This window comes from Pseudomonas sp. C2.3V (assembly GCF_058536325.1).
The window spans coordinates 1,012,608-1,037,975 of record NZ_JBZUBN010000001.1; the positions used below are offsets into that span (position 1 = coordinate 1,012,608).

Annotated in this window: 29 protein-coding genes; 25 read left to right on the top strand and 4 right to left on the bottom strand. The window is 54.0% G+C overall.

What is annotated here, in order from left to right; genetic code table 11:
* Positions 1–79: 79 nt before the first annotated feature.
* The 5 genes from AC4LF3_RS04770 (at position 80) to hisC (ending at position 4,748) form a co-directional block, all read left to right on the top strand.
* Entirely contained in the window at positions 80–319 is a 240-nt protein-coding gene (locus tag AC4LF3_RS04770; protein ID WP_010797294.1) for a BolA family protein, read from the top strand.
* Between the two features lie 22 nt (positions 320–341).
* Positions 342–1,607, top strand: a complete 1,266-nt coding sequence (gene murA, locus AC4LF3_RS04775) for a UDP-N-acetylglucosamine 1-carboxyvinyltransferase (protein WP_010797295.1) — start codon at positions 342–344, stop codon at positions 1,605–1,607.
* Positions 1,608–1,613: 6 nt separating this feature from the next.
* Positions 1,614–2,249: an ATP phosphoribosyltransferase gene (hisG, locus tag AC4LF3_RS04780; protein ID WP_019365667.1), complete on the top strand. Its 636-nt coding sequence runs from the start codon at positions 1,614–1,616 to the stop codon at positions 2,247–2,249.
* A gap of 122 nt (positions 2,250–2,371) precedes the next feature.
* Positions 2,372–3,682, top strand: coding sequence for a histidinol dehydrogenase (gene hisD / locus AC4LF3_RS04785; protein WP_010797297.1), 1,311 nt, complete (start codon positions 2,372–2,374; stop codon positions 3,680–3,682).
* 4 nt (positions 3,683–3,686) lie between these two features.
* Entirely contained in the window at positions 3,687–4,748 is a 1,062-nt protein-coding gene (gene hisC, locus AC4LF3_RS04790) for a histidinol-phosphate transaminase (RefSeq protein WP_074827909.1), read from the top strand.
* Between the two features lie 18 nt (positions 4,749–4,766).
* Here the strand turns inward: hisC and AC4LF3_RS04795 are convergent, their stop codons facing one another.
* Positions 4,767–5,951, bottom strand: coding sequence for a S1C family serine protease (locus tag AC4LF3_RS04795; protein WP_019365664.1), 1,185 nt, complete (start codon positions 5,949–5,951; stop codon positions 4,767–4,769).
* Between the two features lie 124 nt (positions 5,952–6,075).
* On the opposite strand from AC4LF3_RS04795, the gene AC4LF3_RS04800 reads away from it, so the two are divergent.
* The 3 genes from AC4LF3_RS04800 (at position 6,076) to cysN (ending at position 9,769) form a co-directional block, all read left to right on the top strand.
* Positions 6,076–6,834 carry a Nif3-like dinuclear metal center hexameric protein gene (locus AC4LF3_RS04800; RefSeq protein ID WP_491834869.1) on the top strand — a complete coding sequence of 253 codons (759 nt, stop codon included), beginning with the start codon at positions 6,076–6,078 and terminating at the stop codon, positions 6,832–6,834.
* Positions 6,835–6,951: 117 nt separating this feature from the next.
* The gene (gene cysD, locus AC4LF3_RS04805; protein ID WP_074827918.1) at positions 6,952–7,869 is read left to right on the top strand and encodes a sulfate adenylyltransferase subunit CysD; all 918 of its coding nucleotides are present in this window, start codon (positions 6,952–6,954) and stop codon (positions 7,867–7,869) included.
* Between the two features lies 1 nt (position 7,870).
* On the top strand, positions 7,871–9,769 hold the full coding sequence (gene cysN / locus AC4LF3_RS04810; RefSeq protein ID WP_122043307.1) for a sulfate adenylyltransferase subunit CysN: 1,899 nt from the start codon (positions 7,871–7,873) through the stop codon (positions 9,767–9,769).
* 46 nt (positions 9,770–9,815) lie between these two features.
* Here the strand turns inward: cysN and AC4LF3_RS04815 are convergent, their stop codons facing one another.
* A complete protein-coding gene (locus AC4LF3_RS04815) occupies positions 9,816–10,250 on the bottom strand; it encodes a Z-ring associated ZapG family protein (protein ID WP_122043306.1) in 435 nt (144 codons plus the stop codon).
* A gap of 135 nt (positions 10,251–10,385) precedes the next feature.
* On the opposite strand from AC4LF3_RS04815, the gene AC4LF3_RS04820 reads away from it, so the two are divergent.
* From AC4LF3_RS04820 to nfi, 4 genes are all read left to right on the top strand, one after another.
* Positions 10,386–11,018: an alpha/beta hydrolase gene (locus AC4LF3_RS04820; protein WP_491834870.1), complete on the top strand. Its 633-nt coding sequence runs from the start codon at positions 10,386–10,388 to the stop codon at positions 11,016–11,018.
* An 81-nt stretch (positions 11,019–11,099) separates the two neighbouring features.
* Positions 11,100–12,452 carry a tryptophan--tRNA ligase gene (locus AC4LF3_RS04825; protein ID WP_312270242.1) on the top strand — a complete coding sequence of 451 codons (1,353 nt, stop codon included), beginning with the start codon at positions 11,100–11,102 and terminating at the stop codon, positions 12,450–12,452.
* Positions 12,453–12,558: 106 nt separating this feature from the next.
* Positions 12,559–13,653 carry a cell division protein ZapE gene (gene zapE / locus AC4LF3_RS04830; protein WP_037030784.1) on the top strand — a complete coding sequence of 365 codons (1,095 nt, stop codon included), beginning with the start codon at positions 12,559–12,561 and terminating at the stop codon, positions 13,651–13,653.
* Between the two features lie 72 nt (positions 13,654–13,725).
* The gene (nfi, locus tag AC4LF3_RS04835; protein ID WP_491834871.1) at positions 13,726–14,463 is read left to right on the top strand and encodes a deoxyribonuclease V; all 738 of its coding nucleotides are present in this window, start codon (positions 13,726–13,728) and stop codon (positions 14,461–14,463) included.
* Between the two features lie 34 nt (positions 14,464–14,497).
* On the opposite strand, the gene AC4LF3_RS04840 is transcribed toward nfi, so the two are convergent.
* Positions 14,498–15,535 (bottom strand): NADP(H)-dependent aldo-keto reductase, encoded by a 1,038-nt coding sequence (locus tag AC4LF3_RS04840; protein WP_491834872.1) that lies wholly within the window; start codon positions 15,533–15,535, stop codon positions 14,498–14,500.
* Positions 15,536–15,761: 226 nt separating this feature from the next.
* Between AC4LF3_RS04840 and rplM the strand changes: the two genes are divergently transcribed.
* The 7 genes from rplM to AC4LF3_RS04875 all read left to right on the top strand — a co-directional run bounded on the left by rplM (position 15,762) and on the right by AC4LF3_RS04875 (position 20,435).
* Positions 15,762–16,190, top strand: coding sequence for a 50S ribosomal protein L13 (rplM, locus tag AC4LF3_RS04845; RefSeq protein WP_010797309.1), 429 nt, complete (start codon positions 15,762–15,764; stop codon positions 16,188–16,190).
* A 15-nt stretch (positions 16,191–16,205) separates the two neighbouring features.
* Positions 16,206–16,598, top strand: a complete 393-nt coding sequence (gene rpsI / locus AC4LF3_RS04850; protein WP_491834873.1) for a 30S ribosomal protein S9 — start codon at positions 16,206–16,208, stop codon at positions 16,596–16,598.
* Between the two features lie 187 nt (positions 16,599–16,785).
* Positions 16,786–17,382 (top strand): ubiquinol-cytochrome c reductase iron-sulfur subunit, encoded by a 597-nt coding sequence (gene petA / locus AC4LF3_RS04855; protein WP_074827943.1) that lies wholly within the window; start codon positions 16,786–16,788, stop codon positions 17,380–17,382.
* On the top strand, positions 17,379–18,590 hold the full coding sequence (locus AC4LF3_RS04860; RefSeq protein WP_491834874.1) for a cytochrome b: 1,212 nt from the start codon (positions 17,379–17,381) through the stop codon (positions 18,588–18,590). The genes petA and AC4LF3_RS04860 overlap by 4 nt, the downstream gene beginning before the upstream one ends.
* Positions 18,590–19,318, top strand: a complete 729-nt coding sequence (locus AC4LF3_RS04865) for a cytochrome c1 (RefSeq protein WP_491834875.1) — start codon at positions 18,590–18,592, stop codon at positions 19,316–19,318. The genes AC4LF3_RS04860 and AC4LF3_RS04865 overlap by 1 nt, the downstream gene beginning before the upstream one ends.
* A 75-nt stretch (positions 19,319–19,393) precedes the next feature.
* The gene (locus AC4LF3_RS04870) at positions 19,394–20,011 is read left to right on the top strand and encodes a glutathione S-transferase N-terminal domain-containing protein (protein WP_074827950.1); all 618 of its coding nucleotides are present in this window, start codon (positions 19,394–19,396) and stop codon (positions 20,009–20,011) included.
* Positions 20,012–20,024: 13 nt separating this feature from the next.
* Positions 20,025–20,435, top strand: coding sequence for a ClpXP protease specificity-enhancing factor (locus AC4LF3_RS04875; RefSeq protein ID WP_074827954.1), 411 nt, complete (start codon positions 20,025–20,027; stop codon positions 20,433–20,435).
* A 34-nt stretch (positions 20,436–20,469) separates the two neighbouring features.
* On the opposite strand, the gene suhB is transcribed toward AC4LF3_RS04875, so the two are convergent.
* Positions 20,470–21,285 carry a type III secretion system regulator SuhB gene (gene suhB, locus AC4LF3_RS04880; protein WP_010797316.1) on the bottom strand — a complete coding sequence of 272 codons (816 nt, stop codon included), beginning with the start codon at positions 21,283–21,285 and terminating at the stop codon, positions 20,470–20,472.
* A gap of 135 nt (positions 21,286–21,420) precedes the next feature.
* On the opposite strand from suhB, the gene trmJ reads away from it, so the two are divergent.
* From trmJ to hscB, 6 genes are all read left to right on the top strand, one after another.
* A complete protein-coding gene (gene trmJ, locus AC4LF3_RS04885; protein ID WP_491834876.1) occupies positions 21,421–22,194 on the top strand; it encodes a tRNA (cytosine(32)/uridine(32)-2'-O)-methyltransferase TrmJ in 774 nt (257 codons plus the stop codon).
* Between the two features lie 133 nt (positions 22,195–22,327).
* Positions 22,328–22,825, top strand: coding sequence for a Fe-S cluster assembly transcriptional regulator IscR (gene iscR, locus AC4LF3_RS04890; RefSeq protein ID WP_010797318.1), 498 nt, complete (start codon positions 22,328–22,330; stop codon positions 22,823–22,825).
* 31 nt (positions 22,826–22,856) lie between these two features.
* On the top strand, positions 22,857–24,071 hold the full coding sequence (locus tag AC4LF3_RS04895) for an IscS subfamily cysteine desulfurase (protein ID WP_010797319.1): 1,215 nt from the start codon (positions 22,857–22,859) through the stop codon (positions 24,069–24,071).
* A gap of 28 nt (positions 24,072–24,099) precedes the next feature.
* The gene (gene iscU / locus AC4LF3_RS04900) at positions 24,100–24,486 is read left to right on the top strand and encodes a Fe-S cluster assembly scaffold IscU (RefSeq protein ID WP_019365648.1); all 387 of its coding nucleotides are present in this window, start codon (positions 24,100–24,102) and stop codon (positions 24,484–24,486) included.
* A 10-nt stretch (positions 24,487–24,496) separates the two neighbouring features.
* The gene (gene iscA, locus AC4LF3_RS04905; RefSeq protein ID WP_074827960.1) at positions 24,497–24,820 is read left to right on the top strand and encodes an iron-sulfur cluster assembly protein IscA; all 324 of its coding nucleotides are present in this window, start codon (positions 24,497–24,499) and stop codon (positions 24,818–24,820) included.
* 8 nt (positions 24,821–24,828) lie between these two features.
* Positions 24,829–25,350, top strand: a complete 522-nt coding sequence (hscB, locus tag AC4LF3_RS04910) for a co-chaperone HscB (protein ID WP_122043296.1) — start codon at positions 24,829–24,831, stop codon at positions 25,348–25,350.
* Positions 25,351–25,368 lie beyond the last annotated feature (18 nt).

Consider the following 25,368-nt stretch of genomic DNA (forward strand, 5'->3'; position numbering starts at 1 on the left):
TCTGCAACCTTGGGGTTCGCAGTTGGAGGGCTTTTTTGTATTATGTCTGGCTGCGGAATAGGCTGCCAGGAGGTTGAACATGCAGGCTGAAGAAGTTAAACGCTTATTGGAAGCACAACTGCCGGAAACTCAGGTTGAGGTAGAAGGCGAGGGCTGCAATTTCCAATTGAACCTGATTGGCGATGAATTGGCTGCTATGAGCCCAGTAAAGCGCCAGCAGCAAGTCTATTCCCATCTCAATGCATTGATCGCTGATGGCAGCATCCATGCAGTCACTATGAAATTCTATACGCGCGCCGCTTGGGCTGAACGGGCTTGAGTTCGGCGCCGCCGAGATACCTATGGATAAATTGATTATTACCGGTGGCGCCAGCCTAAACGGAGAGATCCGTATTTCAGGCGCAAAAAACTCTGCCTTGCCGATCCTGGCTGCCACCTTGCTTGCGGATACGCCTGTAACTGTTTGCAATCTGCCGCATCTGCATGACATCACTACCATGATCGAATTGTTCGGTCGTATGGGGGTGCAGCCGGTTATCGACGAAAAGCTCAACGTTGAAGTAAATGCTTCGACTATCAAGACGCTTGTAGCGCCCTATGAGCTGGTCAAGACTATGCGCGCCTCTATTCTGGTGCTGGGTCCGATGCTGGCTCGTTTCGGTGAAGCCGAAGTCGCACTGCCCGGCGGATGTGCCATTGGCTCGCGTCCGGTCGATTTGCACCTGCGCGGCCTTGAGGCGATGGGTGCCCAGATTGAAGTCGAGGCAGGCTATATCAAAGCCAAGGCTCCAGCGGGCGGCCTGCGTGGCGCACATTACTTCTTTGATACCGTCAGTGTAACCGGTACTGAAAACGTTCTGATGGCGGCAACGCTGGCCAAAGGACGTAGCGTCATCCAGAACGCTGCACGTGAGCCGGAAGTCGTGGATCTGGCCAATTGCCTGATCGCCATGGGAGCCCATATTGAAGGTGCCGGTACCGATACCATTACGGTAGAAGGTGTCGAGCGTCTGGGTGGCGCCCGTTATTCCGTACTGCCCGACCGTATCGAGACGGGTAGTTATCTGGTTGCGGCGGCGGCTACCCGTGGTCGCGTCAAGCTCAAGGATACTGATCCTTCCATTCTCGAAGCCGTTCTGCTCAAGCTGGAAGAGGCAGGTGCCCACGTTTCTACTGGATCCAACTGGATCGAGCTGGACATGAAAGGGAATCGACCCAAGGCAGTCAATGTGCGTACTGCACCGTACCCTGCATTCCCAACAGATATGCAGGCGCAGTTCATCTCCATGAACGCTGTGGCAGAAGGCACAGGAACGGTCGTTGAAACGATCTTTGAAAACCGCTTCATGCACGTCTATGAAATGACTCGCATGGGTGCTCAGATCGCTGTGGAAGGTAATGCTGCCATCGTAACCGGCATTCCTCACCTGAAGGCTGCCCCCGTAATGGCTACTGACTTGCGTGCATCGGCCAGCCTGGTAATCGCTGCGCTGGTAGCGGAAGGCGATACCCTGATCGACCGCATCTACCATATCGATCGGGGTTATGAGTGCATCGAGGAAAAGCTACAACTTCTGGGTGCTAAAATTCGCCGTGTTCCGGGTTAAGGGCTCATGCTGACTATCGCGCTTTCAAAAGGCCGAATCCTGAACGATACGCTGCCGCTTCTTGCGGCGGCGGGTATCGTCCCAACTGAAGACCCCGATAAAAGCCGCAAGCTGATCATCCCTACAAGTCTGGATGATGTGCGTTTGTTGATCGTACGTGCGACCGACGTGCCGACCTACGTTGAGCAAGGCGCAGCTGACTTGGGTGTTGCGGGAAAGGATGTGCTTATGGAGCACTCTGGCCAAGGACTCTACGAGCCGCTGGATCTGCAGATCGCCAAATGCCGGCTGATGACAGCGGGTGCAGTAAATGCTCCAGAGCCACGTGGCCGCCTCAAGGTAGCGACCAAGTTTGTCAATATCGCCAAACGTTACTATGCCGAGCAGGGACGTCAGGTCGATATCATCAAGCTCTATGGCTCCATGGAGCTTGCACCTCTAGTGGGGCTGGCTGACAAGATCATTGACGTGGTCGATACAGGTAATACTTTGCGCGCCAATGGGCTTGAGCCGCAGGAGCTGATTGCCCATGTCAGCTCTCGATTGATCGTCAACAAGGCTTCGATGAAGATGCAGCACGCGCGTATCCAGGCGCTGATCGATGTGCTGCGTGCTACGGTCGAAGAGCGACACCAGGCCTGACCTTTCGCACGGCTGATGCCGTGCCTGCCTATCCGTGTCATAGCCAATTTTCTCAGGTACCCGCACGGCAGGGCTGATACTCTAGCGGTGCCTGAGACTAGCCATTGATAAGAGGCTTCGCTATGACCGCACCGATTACGCTTCGCCGACTCGACGCTGCCGATCCTGATTTCGCGCGTCATCTGGATCATCTGCTGAGCTGGGAAAGTGTTTCTGACGCTGGCGTCAATCAGCGAGTCCTGGAGATTATCGAGGCTGTTCGCACCCGAGGGGATGAAGCTCTGGTGGAGTTCACACAGCGCTTTGATGGCGTCCAGGCTAGCTCAATGGCTGATCTGATTCTGCCTCGCGAAAGACTTGAGTTGGCTCTTACGCGCATTACCGATGAGCAGCGAAATGCTCTTGAGCATGCAGCAGATCGTGTTCGCAGCTATCACGAAAAGCAAAAGCAGGACTCCTGGCGTTATACGGAAGCGGATGGCACCGTTCTTGGGCAGCAAGTGACGCCGCTTGATCGGGCTGGGTTATATGTACCTGGCGGCAAGGCTTCCTATCCCTCTTCGGTGTTGATGAACGCCATTCCTGCCAAGGTTGCCGGTGTTGCTGAAGTTGTAATGGTCGTGCCAACGCCTCGCGGTGAAATCAACGAGCTGGTGCTCGCTGCTGCGTGCATTGCAGGCGTGGACCGCGTTTTTACTGTGGGTGGTGCGCAAGCAGTAGCGGCACTGGCTTACGGTACGCAAAGCGTCCCTCGTGTGGACAAGATCGTAGGGCCAGGCAATATCTATGTTGCAACGGCCAAGCGTCATGTCTTCGGACAGGTGGGTATCGACATGATTGCCGGGCCCTCCGAGATTCTAGTGGTCTGTGATGGCCAGACTGATCCAGACTGGATCGCCATGGATCTGTTTTCTCAGGCTGAGCATGATGAAGATGCCCAGTCGATTCTTGTCAGTCCTGATGCCGAGTTTCTGGACAGGGTTGCTGAAAGTATCGCTCGTCTTCTGCCTACAATGGAGCGTGCTGAAATCATCCGAACGTCCTTGGAAGGAAGAGGTGCTCTGATTCATGTTGCCGATCAGGCTCGGGCCTGCGAGGTCGTCAATCGCATTGCGCCTGAGCACCTGGAGCTCTCTGTAGCTGATCCTGAAGCCTGGTTGCCGGGCATTCGCCACGCGGGCGCGATCTTCATGGGGCGTTATACCGCTGAGGCACTGGGGGATTATTGTGCAGGGCCCAACCATGTTCTACCCACGTCCGGCACTGCACGTTTCTCTTCTCCTTTGGGCGTGTATGACTTCCAGAAGCGCTCGTCCTTGATCTTTTGTTCCGCGGATGGCGCTTCAGTGCTGGGGCGTACCGCCTCGGTGCTTGCGCGTGGGGAGTCCCTGACAGCTCATGCGCGCAGCGCTGAATACCGGATCAAGGAGTGATGTCATGAGTCGATTCTGGAGTCCCTTCGTCGAGAAGCTGGTGCCGTATGTACCTGGCGAGCAGCCCAAGATTGCCAATCTGGTAAAACTCAACACCAACGAAAACCCCTACGGCCCTTCGCCCAAGGTTATTGATGCGATACGGGCTGAGCTGGGCGAGGGCTTGCGGCTGTATCCTGATCCCAATGGGGATCGGTTGAAGCAGGCGGTAGCAGAGTATTATTCAATCAATGTCGAGCAAGTGTTTGTAGGCAATGGTTCGGATGAAGTGCTTGCCCATATCTTTCACGGCTTGTTTCAGCACAAGGCGCCCTTGCTGTTCCCGGATATTTCGTACAGCTTCTATCCAGTGTACTGTGGATTGTATGAGATTCCATTCGAAGCGTTGCCACTGGATGAACACTATCAAATCAATCTGGAAGACTACATCCGGCCTAACGCCGGTATTATTTTCCCCAATCCTAACGCGCCTACAGGGTGTCTGGTAGGGTTGGGGCACATCGAGTCGCTTCTGCAAAAGAACACGGACTCGGTTGTGGTGGTTGATGAAGCCTATGTGGATTTTGGTGGCGAGACTGCTATTTCACTGGTGGGTCGTTATCCAAATCTGCTAGTGACTCAAACGCTCTCCAAGTCTCGCTCCCTGGCAGGCTTGAGGGTTGGGCTGGCAGTAGGTCATCCCGATCTCATCGAAGCATTGGAGCGGGTCAAGAACAGTTTCAATTCATACCCGCTTGATCGGTTGGCGCTGGCAGGCGCCGTCGCAGCCTTTGAAGACAGGGACTATTTCAGTCAAACGTGCGGAGCAGTGATTGAAAGCCGAACGGTGCTGGTAGCCGAATTGGAAGCACTGGGTTTCCATGTGCTGCCCTCTGCTGCAAATTTCGTGTTCGCTCAGCACCCTTCGTATGAGGGGGCTGAATTGGCGGCTGCACTGCGTGAAAGACGCGTCATTGTGCGTCATTTCAATAAGCCTCGAATCGATAAGTTCTTGCGTATCACTATTGGTACGCCAGAACAAAATGCTGTTTTGATCGAGGCGTTGAAGGACTACGGACTCGCCTGATGGAAGAAAAAACGGCGCCTATGGGGCGCCGTTTTTTTGTGTTGACTCATCAGAAGAGGGCTCGGATGACGTGCTGGTATCAATGGGTGGCCTTAAGCCTATGATTCCGGTCAGTTTAAGCGGCTTTCCATTGCGAAGCACTTCTATCGAGATCTTGTCTCCGGGTCTGCTGCGTGCGACCTGATTCATGGACTGGCGACCATCGATCGCAGGTTCGTTGTCCAGCTTAAGCAGAATGTCGCCTGGCTGCAGGCCGGCACGTTGTGCCGGACCGTTGGGGTAAACCCCAGAAACGACAATGCCGTCCTGATTAGGCAGGTTGAACGAGGCGGCAAGCTCTGGGGAAATACGTTCTACCTCAACCCCTAGCCAGCCGCGGATTACCTGGCCGTGGGCAATGATTGATTGCATGACGTCCATGGCCAGTTTGATGGGAATGGCGAAGCCGATACCCTGCGAGCCACCGGATAAAATCGCTGTGTTGATACCAATCAGATTGCCGTTGGCATCTACCAGTGCCCCACCAGAGTTACCCAGGTTAATGGCTGCATCTGTCTGGATGAAATCCTCATAGGTATTTAGCCCCAGCTGGTTACGGCCTGTGGCACTGATAATACCCATGGTCACCGTCTGACCTACGCCGAACGGGTTGCCAATAGCCAGTGCCACATCCCCGATGCGAATGGCTTCCGAATGGCCGATGGAGATGGCCGGAAGACTATCCAGATCAATCTTGAGAACAGCCAGATCTGTATCGGGATCGCTTCCTATCAGATGCGCCACCGTCTGCCGGCCATCCTGTAACGCTACGACAATGGTATCGGCGTCAGAGGTGACATGGTTGTTGGTTAGCAGATAGCCTTCATGGCTCATGATCACTGCCGAACCCAGGCTCAGCTCTTCGTTACTCTTTGGTGGATTCTTATCAAAGTAGGGTTTGAATAAGGGGTCATCCTGAATTGGCGCGCTGGGCTTCTTGGGATGCTTGGTCGAACGTAGTGAAACTACGGCCGGAGCTGCCTTGCTGGCGGCATCAGCATAAGAGACCGGGCCTTGAGTGCGAGGGGAGGTCTCAGTCGTCTGCTCGAAATGTACCTGCTGCTTGGGCAAGCCTACCCATTCAGGAAATCGAATGACTACCACCGCTGCCAGCAGGATGCCTACCACGATGGGCCAGCCGTAGGAGCGCAAGGCCTTTAACATTATTACCAATCCTTGTTGCGAGGCCTGTGTACGGCCGATAAGGTGCGGCCATTATACGGAGCTGCCTTTGTCTATAAAGACATGCGAACCGATTGGTAGAGCCTGTTTAATGGAGAATATAACCATGACCATAGCCTTGACGACACTGCTGGATGAGGCGAACCGCTATCTTGATGCTGCTGCAATCAAGGATTACTGCCCCAATGGCCTGCAAGTGGAAGGTCGCGCTACGGTGGCTCGTATCGTTAGCGGTGTGACCGCAAGCCAGGCGTTGTTGGATGCCGCGATAGAGGCAGGGGCCGACATGGTGCTTGTGCACCATGGCTACTTCTGGAAAAGCGAGGATCCGCGTGTCATCGGAATGAAGCAGCGTCGACTCAAGACCTTGATCATTAATGACGTGAGCCTGGTGGCTTATCACCTGCCGCTCGATTTGCATCCTGTGGTGGGTAATAACGTTCAGCTGGCCGAGCGCTTGGGTATCACGGTTGAGGGAGGGGTCGAGCCAGGTAATCCACGCTCTATCGTTTTGCAAGGGACACTAAGTGAACCGCGTACCGCTGCCGAGTTTGCAGCTCATATCAAGCATGTTCTAGGGCGCGAACCTCTCGTAATCGAGGGTGATCGCCCCATCAAGCGGATCGCCTGGTGTACAGGGGGAGCCCAAGGTTATATCGATCAGGCTATCGCCGCTGGTGTTGATGCCTATCTTACAGGTGAAGTATCGGAGCAGACCGTTCACAGTGCGCGTGAAAATGGCATTAGTTTTTTTGCGGCTGGCCATCATGCGACCGAGCGTTACGGCGTTCAGGCTTTGGGAGAGTATCTTGCAGGACGTTTTGGCATAGAGCATGTCTTCATCGACAGTTCGAATCCGGCTTGAATATATATATAGAACACTTGGTTCTAAGCAGGCTCCTGAATAGAAGAGTTATGCTGTGGTATCGTGAGTGTTCGTCCACGGCCCGCTGGCCGTCCCTCCGCAATTCCGTGAGTAGCCATGCTCGATAAACTGACTCATTTGAAACAGCTCGAGGCGGAAAGCATCCACATCATTCGTGAGGTGGCCGCCGAATTCGACAACCCTGTGATGCTGTACTCCATCGGTAAAGATTCCGCGGTAATGCTGCATCTGGCGCGTAAAGCCTTTTTTCCCGGCAAGTTGCCGTTTCCTGTTCTGCACGTCGATACAGGCTGGAAATTCAAAGCCATGTACGAGTTTCGTGATCGCATGGTCAAGGAAATGGGGCTGGATCTTCTGATTCACCAAAACCCAGAAGGCGTCGCTCAGGGAATCAATCCCTTTACACATGGTAGCGCCAAGCATACCGATGTGATGAAGACTCAAGGCCTCAAACAGGCACTGGACAAATATGGCTTCGATGCTGCCTTTGGCGGCGCCCGTCGCGATGAAGAAAAGTCTCGTGCCAAGGAGCGCGTCTATTCGTTCCGTGACACTAAACACCGCTGGGATCCAAAGAACCAGCGCCCGGAGTTGTGGAGCATCTACAACGGCAACATCAATAAGGGCGAATCGATTCGGGTCTTCCCACTTTCGAACTGGACCGAGCTGGATATCTGGCAATACATCTATCTGGAAAGTATCCCGATCGTTCCGCTGTACTTTGCGGCAGAGCGGGACGTAATCGAGAAGAATGGCACGCTCATCATGATTGACGACGAGCGTATTCTCGAACACCTTTCCGACGAGGAAAAAGCACGTATTCAGAAGCAGCAGGTCCGCTTCCGTACCCTGGGTTGCTATCCACTTACCGGGGCGGTCGAGTCTTCTGCGGCTACGCTACCCGATATCATTCAGGAAATGCTGCTGACTCGGACCTCCGAGCGTCAGGGTCGAGTCATTGATCATGATGCGGCGGGGTCAATGGAAGAGAAGAAACGTCAGGGGTATTTCTAATATGTCGCATCAATCCGAACTGATTAGTCAGGACATCCTGGCATACCTGGCCCAGCACGAGCGCAAGGAGCTACTTCGCTTCCTGACGTGCGGCAACGTAGATGATGGCAAGAGCACCCTGATCGGTCGCCTGCTGCATGATTCCAAGATGATCTATGAAGATCATCTTGAGGCAATTACTCGCGACTCCAAGAAAGTCGGTACCACAGGCGAGGAAGTAGATCTGGCGCTGCTGGTGGATGGCTTGCAGGCCGAGCGTGAGCAGGGCATTACTATTGATGTGGCGTATCGTTATTTTTCTACGGCCAAGCGCAAGTTCATCATCGCCGATACCCCTGGTCATGAGCAGTACACTCGCAATATGGCGACCGGTGCGTCCACCTGTGACCTTGCGATTATCCTGATCGACGCACGTTACGGTGTGCAAACCCAGACACGTCGCCACAGTTTTATTGCATCGCTGCTCGGCATTAAGCATGTTGTGGTTGCGGTGAACAAGATGGATCTGCTGGGCTTTGACGAAGCGGTTTTCAACCGGATCCGCGAGGACTACCTGAGCTTTGCCGAGCGCATCAATCTGGGCGCCAAGGACATTCACTTTGTCCCGATGTCAGCGCTCAAGGGCGATAACGTGGTCAATCGCAGCGAGCAAACGCCCTGGTATACCGGCAAGCCGCTGATGGAAATTCTGGAAACCGTCGAGATCGCAGCCGATCGCAATGTCACCGACATGCGCTTTCCGGTTCAGTACGTAAACCGTCCAAACCTGAACTTCCGCGGGTTTGCCGGTACTCTGGCCTCTGGTGTGGTGCATAAGGGTGATGAGGTTGTTGTGCTGCCGTCAGGCAAGGGTAGCCGCGTGAAATCCATCGTCACGTTCGAAGGCGAGCTAGAACAGGCTATTCCTGGTCAGGCCGTTACGCTGACGCTTGAAGATGAAATTGATATCTCCCGTGGAGATCTATTGGTTCATCCAGATAATCGCCCCCAAGTGGCGGACAGCTTCGAAGCCATGCTGGTTTGGATGGCTGAAGAGCCCATGCTGCCCGGCAAGAAATACGATATCAAGCGTGCAACCAGCTATGTCCCTGGTTCTCTGCCCAGCATCGTGCATACGGTTGATGTGAACACGCTGGAAAAAGGTCAGGCCAGCCAGCTCAAGCTGAACGAGATTGCGCGGGTCAAGGTCAGCCTGGATGCCCCTATCGCTCTAGACAGTTACGAGCGCAACCGTACCACGGGTGCCTTCATCGTTATCGATCGGCTTACCAATGGTACGGTCGGCGCAGGCATGATCATCGCGGATCCCAAGGTGGGCGGTACTGCCGATCAGCATGGCCATCAGCTACATGTCTCCACTGAGGAGCGCGCGGCTCGGTTCGGTCAGCAGCCTGCTACGGTGCTCTTTACAGGTCTTTCCGGCGCAGGCAAGAGCACGCTGGCGTACGCAGTCGAGCGCAAGCTGTTCGATGCCGGACGTGCGGTGTATGTACTGGATGGGCAGAACCTGCGTCATGACCTTAACAAGGGGCTTCCGCAGGATCGTGCAGGGCGCCGTGAAAATTGGCTTCGGGCGGCCCATGTGGCCCGTCAGTTCAATGAAGCCGGCCTATTGACCCTTGCCGCATTCGTAGCGCCGGACGCCGAAGGGCGTGAGCAGGCCAAGACGCTGATCGGTCCTGAGCGGGTCATTACAGTGTACGTTCAGGCCTCTCCGCAGGCATGTCGTGAACGCGATCCTCAGGGGCTGTATGCGGCTGAGGGTGACAACATCCCGGGTGAGTCCTTCCCCTACGATGTGCCGCTAAACGCCGACCTGATAATCGATACGCAAAGCCTTTCCATTGAGGAAGGAGCCAGGCAGGTAATCGCCTTGCTGCGGGCCAGAGGTCATATCTAGGTGTTAATAAAAAGCCCGGCTATTGCCGGGCTTTTTATTTATCTTTTCAACGATGATTCTTAAGGCCGTAGGCCTCATCCAGCCCGCTGTCAGTATCGCCCTTTGGCGCGTAGTCCTTGGGCGCCTCTGCAGGACCGTCCAGACGGTCGCGTGGTGATGGGTAGTTGTCATGGCTATGCAGGGCCGCTTGTAGGCGCTGGCGTGTCAACTCGTCCAAAGCCAGGCGATCCGCACCTTCGGAAAGGTGACGCTGCACATCCTGGTAATTCTGGGTGAGTTTTTTCACAAGTCCTGCCGTTGTGCTGAAGTGGCTAGTGACCTCATGTTGATAACTGTCAAAGCGCTGCTGAAGCTCGTCAAGCTGGCGTTGTACTCGGTTGGGCGCGGTGCCAGGCATCAGGCGCGCAATCAGAAAGCCGATGCCTATACCAACGAGCAGGGCAATAACAGGCATTAGCCAAATAGTCAGGGACTGGTCCACGAATCTTCCTCTCTGAACGTCTTTTGCATTACGGTAACGGCTTCTTGCTGCGCTTGTACACTGTCCCATGTTAAATAGTGAGCGCAGTCAACGAGCTAGACGAGTCGACCCGATAGAGGGTCACGGAGTTCAGGTGTGTCTACACGAGAAAATCCAGTTTCGATCGAGGGGCCTTCAGGGCCACTCGAAGCCTTGCATCTTGATCAGCCTGGCGCCCATGGCGTAGCGATCATCTGCCATCCGCATCCCCTGTTTGACGGGACTATGCACAATAAGGTCATTTCTACGCTGCAACGTACTGTAAGGGATGCAGGCTTTTCCACGCTACGTTTCAACTTTCGAGGCGTAGGACAAAGCGCTGGAAGCTACGGTGAGGGAGTAGGTGAGATTGATGATGCCTATGCGGCTGCACAGTGGTTGATAAAGCAGCACCCAGAGGTACCTTTAACCGTCATGGGGTTTTCATTCGGTGCCTGTGTGGCGGGATGCCTGGCAGGGCGTCTGGAAGGAGACGGGCAGGCATTGACTCGTCTGTTCATGCTAGCTCCTTCTGTCGAACGCTTCGATATTGAAGGTAAGCTACCGCTGCGCTGCCCTTTGACGGTCATTCAGCCCGAGGCCGATGAAGTCGTCACGCCGGAAAAGGTCTATGCCTGGTCTGAAGCGTTGCAGCAGCGCCATGAGTTGATCAAAGTCCCTGAGTGCAGCCATTTCTTTCATGGCAAACTGACCGACCTCAAAGCGCTGGTCCAGCCTCGACTGGACTGATTAAGCCGTTGCGTCCGAAGACGCCGTAATTGGCGGCCATGCCTGATACTGGCCGCCCTAGATGAGAATGCACCATACGCCATGACCACACGTATTCTGACCGGTATTACCACAACCGGTACTCCTCACCTTGGTAATTATGCAGGCGCTATCCGTCCTGCCATTGTAGCCAGTCGTTCGGCCGATACCGACTCGTTTTATTTCCTGGCGGATTATCACGCCTTGATCAAGTGCGATGATCCGTTGCGTATTCAGCGCTCTCGCCTTGAAATTGCTGCTACATGGCTGGCGTGTGGTCTTGATCCTGAAAGGGTCACGTTCTATCGCCAATCCGATATTCCTGAAATACCGGAGTTGACATGGCTGTTAACCTGCGTCACCGCCAAAGGCTTGCTCAACCGCGCTCATGCTTACAAGGCCTCCGTTGACAAGAACGTCGCTGCTGGCGAAGACCCGGATGCTGGCGTCACGATGGGGCTATACAGCTATCCGGTCCTGATGGCAGCAGACATCCTGATGTTTAACGCTCATCAAGTACCGGTAGGTCGGGACCAAATCCAGCACGTTGAAATGGCACGTGACATCGCTCAACGCTTCAATCATCTGTTTGGTGCCGGCAAGGATTTCTTTGAGCTGCCTGAAGCGCTTATCGAGGAGACGGTTGCCACGCTGCCGGGGCTGGATGGTCGCAAGATGTCCAAAAGCTACGATAACACGATCCCACTTTTTGGGACCGCCAAGCAGCTCAAGGAGGCGATTGCCCGTATCGTCACTGATTCGCGAGAGCCGGGCGAACCCAAAGATCCGGACAGCGCTCATTTGTTTACGCTTTATCAGGCATTTGCTACAGCCGAGCAGACGGCCGAGTTCCGTCATGATCTGCAGGGTGGTCTGGCTTGGGGAGAGGCCAAGCAGCGTCTGTTCCAGCTTTTGGAGGCAGAGCTGGGCGAGGCAAGAGAGCATTACAATGCATTGATTGCCAAGCCAGACGACATTGAAGACGTTCTTCTAGCCGGTGCTACCAAGGCGCGCAAGATAGCTACACCGTTCCTGGGTGAGTTGCGCGAGGCTGTGGGGCTTCGCTCCCTGAATGCCCAGGTCAAGACTGAAAAGACCAAGAAAAAGGCCGCGAAGCGGGCGCGTTTCGTTAGCTTCCGCGAACATGATGGTACTTTCCGCTTCAGACTGCTGGCCGCCGATGGCTCTCAACTGCTGCTTTCTCGCGCCTTTGCGGATCCAAAAACCGCTGGGCAGATGACGCAGCGCCTCCAGAGCGAGGTTGGGCAGCTGGAGGTCAAGGCAGAAGAGCTACGCTTCACGGTATGGCTGGCTGGCGAGCCTGTGGCGGAAAGCCCGGACTTCGCTAATGCCGATGAGCGTCAACACGCTGTTGATGCCTTGCGTGAAGCACTGGTGGAAATGACTGCCGAGTAATGGCGCCTATCGCCGAGGCGGGCAGCTTAAGCCGCTTGCCTCGTTAATTGTCAACTTGGAAGCTCGCCGCTAAAGTGAGCTCCCCTTCGAATCTATGCAGCCTGTCATGACACCCTTAGAGCGCTACAAGGCCGATCTGGAACGTCCCGACTTTTTTCATGATCCTGCTCAGGAGCAGGCGGTAAAGCATCTTCAGCGGCTTTATGATGACCTGGTTAGCCAGGCAGACAGCAAGCCTGGGTTGCTAGGCCGTCTTTTGGGTAAAAAGCCCGCTGGCCCTGTAAAGGGGCTTTATTTCTGGGGCGGGGTAGGGCGCGGCAAGACCTATCTGGTTGACACCTTTTATGACTCACTTCCCTTCGACAAGAAGATGCGTACCCACTTTCATCGGTTCATGAAGAGAGTGCATGAGGAGTTGAAGACGCTAAAAGGTGAGAAGAACCCATTGACCATCATTGGTCGGCGCTTTGCGGATGAAGCTCGTGTCATCTGCTTTGACGAGTTTTTCGTATCGGACATTACCGACGCCATGATTCTGGCAACGCTGCTGGATGAGCTGTTCAAAAACGGCGTATCGCTAGTGGCAACTTCCAATATCGTCCCTGATGGGCTTTACAAGGATGGATTGCAGCGCGCCCGCTTCCTGCCTGCGATTGAATTGCTGAAGCAGCACACCGAAATCGTCAATGTCGACAGCGGTGTGGATTATCGTTTGCGTGCGCTGGAGCAGGCTGAGCTTTATCACTGGCCGTTAACGGAGCAGGCCGAGACGGAAATGGCCAAAAGTTTCAAGGCGCTTACGGTGGAGTGCGGTAGTGCATCAACTGGTGAGCCGTTGGTTATCGAGAACCGGGAGATCAAACCACGCAAGACGTGCGACGATGTAGCCTGGTTCGAGTTTCGAGAGCTCTGTGACGGTCCTCGTAGCCAGAACGACTACATTGAGCTGGGTAAGATCTTCCAGGCGGTACTGGTTTCCAACGTCGAGCAGATGAATGCAACAAAAGACGATATGGCGCGTCGTTTCATCAACCTGGTCGATGAGTTCTACGACCGTAACGTTAAATTGATCCTGTCGGCAGAAGTTGAGCTTAAGGATCTGTATGCAGGTGGACGGCTCGAGTTTGAATTTCAGCGTACGCTGAGCCGTTTGCTGGAAATGCAATCCCACGAATATCTGTCGAGAGCGCATAAGCCATAAGATTCAGGGGCCGCAAGTGTGGCCCTGCTGCTATCTGGAACTGGCTGCATTCAATCCGGTTCGAATACCGTAATGGTAACGACAGGAGTCAATGTGGCTACTTCACCTTTCAATGAGTGGGACGGCACGCCCGCCGCTGCGCGCAAACAGCAGATTGAGCTGGCCAAGCAGGTCAGACTGGAGGATAACTTTCCTTCGCTGCGTCTGATTGCTGGCGTGGATGTAGGCTTTGAGGAGGAGGGTGCCGTGACCCGTGCTGCGGCCATCCTGCTCAATGCTGAAACATTGGATCCCATTGCTCAGGCGGTAGCTCGTATCCCCACCAATATGCCCTACATTCCTGGGTTGCTTTCCTTTCGGGAGCTGCCTGCGGTTCTGCAGGCCTTATCGGAGCTGCCTGAAACCCCGGACCTGATCTTTTGCGATGGTCACGGGATTGCTCACCCAAGGCGCTTGGGTATTGCCGCCCACTTGGGGGTCGTTACAGGACTGCCAACGATAGGGGTTGCGAAAAAAATCCTGACGGGAAGCCATGAACCTTTGGCAGAAACGCGGGGCTCTCAAGTGGACCTGCTTGCCAAGGGAGAGTTGATTGGCACTGTTTTACGCAGCAAGGACAAGGTAAAGCCTCTGATCGTGTCGCCCGGTAATCGGGTCAGTTTGAAAACAGCACCTGAACTGGTTATGGCGTGCGTGCGTAAACACCGCCTGCCCGAGCCGACCCGATTGGCTGATCGACTGGCTTCTCGGCGAGACAAGTCTTCTCAGACATCAGGTCAGCTTGAGGATCAGGGTGATTTATTCTTGTAGCGTAAGCGCTTTCTTGAGGGAAAGCGCTTTTCCGTTAGGGCGCTGGATTGGGTTGGATTTTATGAATGGCCTCAATGCCTGCGACCACTTCCTCCGATAGCGTCAGATTTATGCTGTCGAGATTGCTTTGAAGCTGCTCCAGAGAGGTCGCTCCAATGATATTGCTGGTAACAAATGGACGGCTGGTAACGTAAGCCAGTGCCATTTGTGCAGGATCAAGGCCGTGCTGCTTGGCTAGCTGAACGTATTGTTCGGTAGCTCGCATCGTTTCAGGGTTGTTGTAGCGAGTGAAGCGGCTGAACAGTGTCAGGCGTGCGTGTTCCGGCCTTGCGCCGTTGGCATACTTTCCGGTTAGCATGCCAAACGCCAGTGGCGAATAGGCCAGGAGCCCGCATTGCTCGCGGATAGCGATTTCCGCCAAACCTACTTCAAAGGATCGGTTCAGGAGGTTGTAGGGGTTCTGAATGGTGACTGCACGTGGCCAGCCGCGCTCTTCCGCCAGTTGAAGAAAGCGCATCGTGCCCCATGGTGTCTCATTGGAAAGTCCGATATGGCGAATCTTTCCCGCCTGGACCTGCTCATTCAAGACTTCAAGCGTTTCCTCAAGCGGCGTAAACGTCTTGTCGTTATGGACATAGCCTAGCTTGCCGAAAAAATTGGTTTCTCGGTCCGGCCAATGCAATTGATAAAGGTCGATGTAATCCATTTGCAGACGTTCAAGGCTACCTTCCAGTGCCGCGATAATGTGCTGCCGGTTGTGCTTGAGGTTGCCGTCACGGATGTGGGAAATGTTATTGCCCGGCCCGGCAACCTTGCTGGTCAGGATCCATTGGTCACGGTTGCCTCGTTTCTTGAAATAATTTCCGATAATGCGTTCTGTCTGGCCATAGGTCTCTGGTCGCGGCGGGACAGGGTACATCTCGGCGGCATCCATGAAATTGATGCCATGTTCTGCTGCCCGGTCTATTTGAGCGAAAGCTTCATCCTGGGTGTTCTGCTCTCCCCAGGTCATGGTGCCCAGGCAGAGCTCGCTGACGCTGATGGTGGTTCGTCCAAGGCTACGATACTTCATTTAATTTCCTTTCTTGATGTGATAACAGTTGATATTTTCACAGTAATCGTCATAATTCCGCAGCTTTATTGACAGGGGATGCCTAGCCTGTCGATTTTCGCCGTAGCGGACGCGCTGACCCGAGCCCCCGATTAGCGTCTGTTTCCGGCTGCCCTTGACTTGTCAAGGATCGTACTGTTCTGTAAGATTTGCCGTCTTTTTTCAGGCGGCCCTGAGGCCATAACGAATGAAAACCTTCACAGCAAAACCGGAAACTGTTAAGCGCGACTGGTATGTCGTCGACGCTGCCGGCCAGACCCTGGGTCGTCTGGCTACTGAAATTGCTAGCCGTCTGCGTGGCAAGCATAAGCCGGAATACACTCCTCATGTTGATACTGGCGACTATATCGTTGTTATCAATGCCGAGCAGGTTCGTGTAACTGGCGCCAAAACTACCGACAAGATGTACTACCACCATTCCGGCTTCCCGGGTGGTATCAAGTCGATCAACTTCGAAAAGCTGATCGCTCGTGCTCCTGAGCGCGTTATCGAAACCGCAGTCAAAGGTATGTTGCCGAAGAACCCGCTGGGTCGCGACATGTATCGTAAGCTGAAGGTTTACAAAGGTAGCGTTCATCCGCATACCGCTCAGCAGCCTCAAGAACTGAAGATTTAAACGGGATAGTACATAATGTCGGCGACTCAAAATTACGGTACTGGCCGTCGTAAGACAGCTACCGCTCGCGTTTACCTGCGTCCGGGCACTGGCCAGATTTCCATCAATAATCGTAACATCGACGTATTCTTCGGTCGTGAAACGGCTCGCATGGTTGTTCGTCAGCCGCTTGAGCTGACTGAAACCCTCGAAAAGTTCGACGTGTACGTAACTGTTGCGGGTGGCGGTGTTAGCGGCCAGGCCGGTGCTATTCGTCACGGTATCACTCGTGCTCTGATCGAATACGACGAAACCTACCGCAGCTCTCTGCGCAAGGCGGGTTATGTTACCCGTGACGCGCGTGAAGTTGAGCGTAAGAAAGTCGGTCTGCGTAAAGCGCGTAAGCGTCCGCAGTACTCCAAGCGTTAAGCTCCAGCAGCTTCGCTTGCAAAACCCAGTCTCTTTCGAGACTGGGTTTTTTTTTGCCCTGCGTCTGTTGCCTAGGTATGTTTGGGTGGGTTTGGCTAGAGCAGATGAATAGGTTCTCTCGTTGAATTTAAGTATCCTCTGCCTTCGCGGGACATGGCTTGGGTGGTGGTGGCCGAAGGGGCTTTGAATGAGTGATGGGGGTGTCAATCAGGGGCGTCGCCGACTATTGGTGGCGGCAACCTCGGTAATAGGCGCAGTGGGGGTCGCTGGCGCCGCTATCCCGTTTATTAAATCATGGTCTCCAAGTGCCAAGGCGAAAGCCGCTGGCGCTCCGATAAGGGTCAATATTTCCAAGTTGGAGCCGGGGCGGCAAATTGTTATTGAATGGCGTGGTCAGCCTGTTTTTGTGCTCAGACGTGGCGCAGATGCATTGGAGCGCCTGTCGAGGTTGGAAAATCAGCTGGCTGACCCTGATTCTCATGACTCAATACAGCCCGATTATGTAAACAGTCGCTTGCGTTCAATCAGGCCGGATGTGCTGGTCGTGGTAGGTGTTTGCACTCATCTGGGCTGCTCTCCCATCTTTAGGCCGGAAGTTGCTCCTGCTGACCTCGGAATGGAGTGGTTGGGAGGATATTTCTGCCCGTGTCATGGCTCGCGCTATGATCTGGCTGGAAGGGTGTACAAGGCACAGCCTGCGCCGCTCAACCTGGCGGTTCCGCCTTATGCTTACGAGTCTGAGCATATTATTGTGATAGGTATGAGTCAAAAGGAGGCGGGATGAGCAGGTTGAAGGCTTGGCTAAATGCTCGTTTTCCTGCTTCGCGTCTATGGAGCGAGCACCTAAGCCACTATTACGCACCCAAGAACTTTAATGTCCTTTATTTTTTTGGATCCCTGGCCTTGCTTGTCCTGTTCAACCAATTGGTAACAGGCATTTGGTTGGCGATGAGCTATACCCCCACGGCAGCAGGTGCCTTTGCTTCAATTGAATACATCATGCGCGATGTCGATTACGGCTGGCTCATTCGCTATCTGCATTCAACAGGCGCCTCTGCTGTTTTTATTGTTGTCTACCTGCATATGTTTCGAAGCCTGCTCTATGGGTCTTACCAAAAGCCGCGCGAGTTAGTCTGGGTCTTTGGCATGTTGCTGTATCTTCTACTCATGGCCGAGGCGTTCATGGGATACCTGCTGCCTTGGGGGCAGATGTCTTATTGGGGGGCTCAGGTAATCATCGCTTTGTTTGGCGCCATTCCTGTAGTGGGCGAAGACCTGGCGCAATGGATACGCGGCGATTACCTAATTTCAGGTATTACGCTCAATCGTTTCTTTGCGCTGCATGTTATCGCGCTGCCACTACTGCTGGTCGGGTTGGTGGTGCTGCATATTCTTGCCCTGCACGAAGTGGGTTCCAATAATCCGCTGGGGGTGGATATCAGCAAAAGCCTTGATGAAACGGGTAAGCCGCTTGATGGTATTCCCTTTCATCCGTATTACACCGTCAAAGACCTAATGGGTGTGGCGGTCTTTCTCTTTATCTTCTGTAGCGTGGTTTTCTTCTTTCCTGAAGGTGGTGGTTATTTTCTGGAGAGATCGAATTTTGAAATTGCCGATCCGCTGAAGACGCCTGAGCATATCGCTCCAGTTTGGTATTTCACGCCTTTTTACGCGATGCTTCGAGCTGTGCCTGACAAGCTGGCCGGCATCATGATCATGGGAGCAGCTGTTGCCATCCTATTCGTGGTGCCCTGGCTAGATCGCAGTCCTGTTAAGTCGATGCGCTTCAAAGGATGGATGAGCCGATTGGCGCTGTCGCTCTTTTGTGTGGCCTTTGTAGCGCTTGGCGTACTAGGGGTCCTTCCGCCTACGTCTGAACGGATTTTTCTATCTCGCTTGGCTACTGTGCTGTACTTTGGCTATTTCGTCTTCATGCCGTTTTACACCCGTGTCGAGCGGGTAGGTCTGGTACCTGAGAGGGTAGTAAGGTGATGCTGTTCAGGCTAATGGCATTGCTGGTGCTCACGTGTATGCCATTAGCCCTGAAGGGGGCGGAAAATGTTCCGTTTGAGAGGGTTCGCGTTGACCTTTCTGACAAGGCCGCCCTTCAGGAAGGGGCGCGCACCTTTGTTAATTTTTGTATGGGATGTCATGGCACCCAGTATCAGCGTTATGAGCATGTAGCTAGGGACCTTTCCATTCCTGAGGATGTTCTACAAAAAACACTGATTTTTACTGAGGCCAAACCAGGCGATCACATGACTTCAAGTATGCGTGCTGAGGATGCAATGGGCTGGTTTGGCGCTGTACCTCCTGATTTGACGCTGGTGGCTCGCGTTCGAGGGGAAGACTGGCTGTATCATTATCTCAAAGGATTTTATGAAGATCCCTCCAGGCCCTGGGGCGTGAACAACCTCGTATACCCCAATGTAGCCATGCCAAATGTCCTGGGCGCTTTGCAGGGCCGTCAGGCCTGTCTGCCTGTAGAAGAGAATAGCGCAGGCAGTTGCAGGGAGCTTGTTGTCATTTCAGGGACAGGATCGCAAACCGCTGAGCAGTTTGACCAAACGGTTCGCCATCTTGTGGCTTTTCTAGCGTATTCAGCGGACCCGAATAAAGAAAAGGCTGAGCGGATTGGCGTTTATGTTCTGGCGTATCTGGCAATTCTTTTTGTATTTGCCTACCTGCTCAAGCGAGAATATTGGAAAGACGTCCAATGATGTCTGTTTTTAGTGGGATCTGTGCCGTGAGGTGCGATCGTTTGCCCTGTTTGGGGCTGCACAGCGAAGAAGTGTATGGCTAATGTAACGCGTCTCACCTGTTTTTCTGACTCTAGGGATCCGTACTCGCATCGTGTTCGCCTTGTGCTTGCCGAGAAGCAGGTCGATGTGGAGGTTAAAGATATCGATCCTGCCAGGTATCCGGCAGCACTGGCTGATGCGAATCCCTACAGGACGCTACCTGTTCTGCAGGATCGTGATCTTGTGTTATATGACTCGACCATTGTGCTGGAGTATTTGGAAGAGCGTTATCCCCATCCTCCGCTATTGCCGGCTTACCCTGTTGCTCGAGCACAGATGCGATTGCTCATGCATCGCATCCAGAAGGATTGGTGCGACAACGCTGATCTTATTATGAGTCAGCAAAAAGGAAGTGGTGATGTTCAGCAGGTCCGCCGGCAGCTCGTCAGCAGTCTTACTTCGGTTGCTCCTCTTTTTGCAGACAAGAAATTCTTCTTAAATGAGGAAATGAGCTTGGTTGACTGCTATTTATTGCCTTTGCTCTGGCGTTTACCTGGCCTGGGTGTTGAGTTGCCGCGACAAGCCAAGCCGATTTTTGATTATATGGATCGCCATTTCGTCCGCGATACCTTTCAGGCGAGCTTGTCGCCAGTTGAGCGCGAGATGCGCTGATAGGAGGAACATAATGAATTCAAGCCGTCCCTATTTGATTCGGGCGCTGTATGAGTGGATCGTGGATAACGATTGCACACCGCATATCCTGGTCAATGCGGACTATCCGAATGTGCTGGTTCCGCCGGGCTATGCCAGTGACGGTCAGATTGTTCTCAACGTTGCGCCAGGAGCTATTCGCCAATTGCACATGGATAACGAAGCCGTGAGTTTCGATGGGCGGTTTGGTGGTGTAGCCCATAGTCTCTATGTGCCCACCCAAGCTGTTCTGGCTATCTATGCGCGCGAAAATGGGCAGGGGATGGTGTTTGATCTGGAGCCTTCTTCTCCAGATGATGATCCCAAGGGTAAGCCGGAAGGTTCTGCGCCTAAGTCCGCACCAGGCAAGCCGCAAGGGCGGCCTAGCCTGAAAGTAGTCAAGTAAAACGAAACCGCCCACATCAGTGGGCGGTTTTCATTCAGCGCTTCAGTGAGGCGGGTAGATGAGGTTGCAGCGTAGTCAACAGTGCCTTGAAGCACTTGGTGTTGCCTGCTACTACATGACCTTTTTCAAGGTAGTCATGGCCGCCATTGAAGTCGCTGACCAGACCACCAGCTTCTTGAATCAGTAGCGCACCTGCTGCCATATCCCACTCGGATAGCCCCATTTCCCAGAAGGCGTCGAATCGACCAGCGGCCACATAAGCTAGATCCAATGCAGCAGATCCCGCGCGGCGAATACCTGCGGTTTGGGTGCTCAGGGTGCGGAACATGCCTAGATAATTATCCAGGTAGTCCATATTGCTGGAGCGATACGGGAAGCCAGTGCCGATCAATGCACCCTCAAGGCTTTTACGAGTGCTGACACGCAAGCGTCGGCCATTGAGAGCGGCGCCACGTCCGCGACTGGCGGTAAATTCTTCCTGACGAACCGGGTCCAATACAACGGCATGCTCGATGCGGCCGCGATACTTGCACGCGATGCTGACAGAGAAGTGCGGGACGCCATGAATGAAGTTGGTGGTTCCATCCAGCGGATCGACGACCCACAGATAATCAGCGCCATCACCCTGACCTTCGATGAGTCCGGACTCCTCGCCTAGAAAGCCGTGGTTGGGGTAAGCCTTGCGTAAAACGTTGAAAATAGCTTGTTCGGCGGCCCGGTCGACCTCGGTCACGAAATCGTTGGCGCCTTTTTCGTCGATAGCGATGAGGTCCAGGCGCTCGATTGAGCGAAAGATCAATTCACCGGCACTACGAGCTGCGCGCAGCGCAATGTTCAGCATGGGCTGCATGAGAAACCACCTGGTTGTAAAAGAAAGCCGGTTATTCTAGCAGAAAAGAATGCAGAGAGCGGTTGCCTTGTCGGCATGAATGGTTTTGCGCACAGGGGTCCGGTAAGATTCGCACCTTTAAAGAGGGGGTGCTACTTGCTCGAGAATATACGCGTTGTCCTAGTTAACACAAGCCATCCTGGCAATATTGGCGGTGCGGCTCGCGCCATGAAGAACATGGGATTGAAGCGGCTGTATCTGGTGCAGCCTGAGCAGTTCCCCCATGGCGATGCCGTAGCGCGCGCATCCGGTGCCACGGATGTGCTGGATAATGCTTGTGTTGTCGAAACGCTGGAAGATGCGCTGACAGGGTGCAGCGTTGTTCTGGGAACCAGCGCAAGGGATCGCCGTATCCCCTGGCCGCTGCTCGATCCCCGTGAGTGTGCACAAACGTCGCTGCAGCATGCCGAGGTGGGTGGGGAGGTGGCGCTGGTATTTGGTCGCGAATATGCAGGCCTGACGAATGAAGAGCTTCAGCGCTGCAATTTTCATGTTCATATTCCTTCTGACCCGGAATTTGGCTCTCTGAATCTTGCGGCTGCGGTACAGGTGCTCGTCTACGAGGTACGCATGGCATGGTTGGCCCTTCAAGGGCAGCCCACCAAGATGAACAAGGTCGAAAGTACGGCCATGCTCAATACCCAGCTGGTCACTGTTGAGGAGTTGGAGCTGTTCTATCGCCATCTCGAGAAAACGCTTATCGATATTCGTTTTCTCGATCCCGAGAAGCCTCGCCATCTCATGTCTCGCCTACGCAGGCTTTATGGGCGCAGTGCAATCACCAAGCTGGAGATGAATATCCTTCGTGGTGTTCTGACCGAGACGCAAAAGGTTGTTCGTGGCGAAAAATGCAAAACCGATGATGTCTGAAGGCCAGTTTTAGCCGAGTGCGCCAACGCCTCTGGTCGGCTTTAATGGTTGACTGAATCGATAGGGCTTATAGTTGACTTAAATAGTCAGGAATTGCATACTTGACCTATCTAAAGTACATCCTGGTTTTGCCATGAGACTGACAACCAAAGGACGATACGCCGTCACTGCCATGCTTGATCTGGCGCTGCATGCGCAGCGTGGACCGGTCTCCCTGGCTGACATCTCTGAGCGCCAAGGTATATCGCTTTCCTATCTTGAGCAGCTGTTTGCCAAGTTGCGCCGTGGCACTTTGGTAACCAGTGTGCGTGGACCGGGCGGTGGTTATCAACTGTCGCGCGATATGCAGGACATTCATGTCGCTCAGGTCATCGATGCCGTAAACGAGTCTGTCGATGCTACCCGCTGTCAGGGGCAGGGCGATTGCCACTCCGGTGACATATGCCTGACGCATCACTTGTGGTGCGATCTGAGCGAGCAGATTCATACGTTTCTCAGCGGTATCACGCTAGCGGATCTAGTCGCGCGTAATGAGATACAAGCTGTAGCGAACCGTCAGGACAAGCGAGTGTGCAATAGCCGAACTCGTGCCTCGGACATTGAAAAGATTGAAGCGTCCGCTATTGAGTGAGCCGGCCGCCAGCCTGATATAGGAGTTACCGATGAAATTACCGATTTATCTTGATTACTCTGCAACTACTCCAGTCGATCCACGTGTCGCTCAGAAAATGAGCGAGTGTCTCTTGGTGGATGGTAACTTTGGTAATCCAGCCTCGCGCTCGCACATGTTTGGCTGGAAGGCTGAAGAAGCGGTCGAGAATGCTCGCCGTCAGGTTGCCGAGCTGGTGAATGCCGATCCACGTGAAATCGTTTGGACATCCGGTGCGACCGAATCGGATAACCTGGCGATCAAAGGTGTGGCTCACTTCTATCAGAGTAAGGGCAAGCACATCATTACGTCGAAGATCGAGCACAAGGCCGTATTGGATACGACTCGCCAGCTCGAGCGCGAAGGTTTTGAGGTGACTTACCTAGAGCCAGGCGAAGATGGCCTGATCACGCCGGATATGGTTGAAGCAGTATTGCGTGAGGACACCATTCTGGTTTCCCTGATGCACGTCAACAACGAGATCGGCACCATCAATGACATCGCTGCGCTGGGTGAGCTTACGCGTGCCCGTGGCATCCTGTTCCATGTGGATGCTGCTCAGTCAACCGGTAAGGTTGAGATCGACCTTGAGACGCTGAAAGTTGACCTCATGTCCTTCTCGGCACACAAGACCTATGGTCCGAAAGGTATTGGTGCGCTTTATGTTCGTCGTAAGCCGCGTGTTCGTCTTGAGGCGCAGACCCATGGCGGCGGTCACGAGCGTGGTATGCGTTCCGGTACGCTGGCGACTCACCAGATCGTCGGGATGGGCGAGGCCTTCCGAATTGCTAAGGAAGAGATGGCGCAGGAAAACGTTCGTATCAAGGCGCTGAGCGATCGTTTCTACAGCAAGCTTCAGGATATGGAAGAGCTGTATGTAAACGGCAGTCTGGTTTCACGCGTACCGCATAACCTGAACTTGAGCTTCAACTATGTAGAGGGTGAATCCCTGATCATGGCGCTCAAGGATCTGGCGGTATCGTCGGGCTCCGCCTGTACTTCGGCCTCGCTTGAGCCTTCCTATGTGCTGCGCGCGTTAGGCCGTAACGATGAACTGGCTCATAGCTCCATTCGTTTCACCTTTGGCCGTTTCACGACCGAAGAAGAAGTTGATTACGCCGCCGAGAAAGTGCGTGATGCAGTAACCAAGCTGCGTGAACTTTCTCCGTTGTGGGATATGTACAAAGAGGGCGTTGACCTGACCACAGTTGAATGGCAGGCACACTAAACCGCTCCTGATGAGTGAGGATTGAGAAATGGCTTACAGCGATAAAGTAATCGATCACTACGAAAACCCGCGTAACGTTGGCAAATTCGATGCCGAAGATCCTGACGTCGGAACAGGCATGGTTGGTGCGCCGGCGTGTGGTGATGTCATGCGTCTGCAGATCAAGGTCAACGATCAGGGCATCATCGAAGATGCACGCTTCAAGACCTATGGCTGCGGCTCTGCCATCGCTTCCAGCTCGCTCGCTACCGAGTGGATGAAGGGCAAGACCATCGATGAGGCAGAGGCGATCAAGAACTCCATGATTGCTGAAGAGCTAGCTTTGCCTCCGGTCAAGATTCACTGCTCGGTTCTGGCTGAAGACGCCATCAAGGCGGCGGTGCAGGACTATAAGCAGAAGAAAGGTTTGGCTTGAGGAGGCACTGATGGCCATTAGCATGACTGAATCTGCTGCACGTCACGTGCAGCGTTCTCTGGAAGGACGCGGCAAAGGCGAAGGTATCCGTCTGGGCGTACGTACCACCGGATGTTCGGGCTTGGCCTATGTGCTGGAATTCGTTGATACGCTGGCTGAAGAAGATCAGGTGTTCGAAAGCCATGGCGTCAAGGTCATCATTGATCCGAAGAGCCTTGTCTACCTTGACGGTACCGAACTGGACTTCGTCAAGGAAGGACTCAACGAGGGATTCAAGTTCAATAACCCTAACGTGCGCGGTGAGTGTGGCTGCGGCGAAAGCTTCAACGTTTGAGGTCGCCCGTGGGAACGCCTTGTCACTTTGCCTTGTTCGATCTCAAGCCGTCTTTTGCGCTTGATCTCGAGCAGCTTTCGAGTCGCTATCGTGAGCTTGCGCGTACAGTGCATCCTGATCGCTTTGCCGATGCCCCCGAGCGGGAGCGGCGACAGGCACTGGAGCGTGCGGCGCAGTTGAACGAGGCGTATCACGTTCTCAAGACTCCCTCGCGGCGAGCCCGTTACCTGCTGTCACTTCAAGGGCATGAAATGCCTGTTGAGGCGACTATCCAGGATCCCGACTTTCTCCTTCAGCAGATGCAGTGGCGTGAAGAGTTGGAAGAATTGCAGGATGAGGGGGACGTTGATGGTATCGCGCCCTTCAAGCAGCGTTTGAAGAAATCCCAGGCTGAACTCGAGCATGAGTTCGATTCGTGTTGGGAGAACGCTTCGAAACAGGAAACTGCAGAACGGCTTGTTCGCCGCATGCAGTTTCTCGACAAGCTGAGCAGCGAAGTGCGTCAGTTGGAAGAGCGCCTCGACGATTAATCTGGCGCCTGCTTAAAG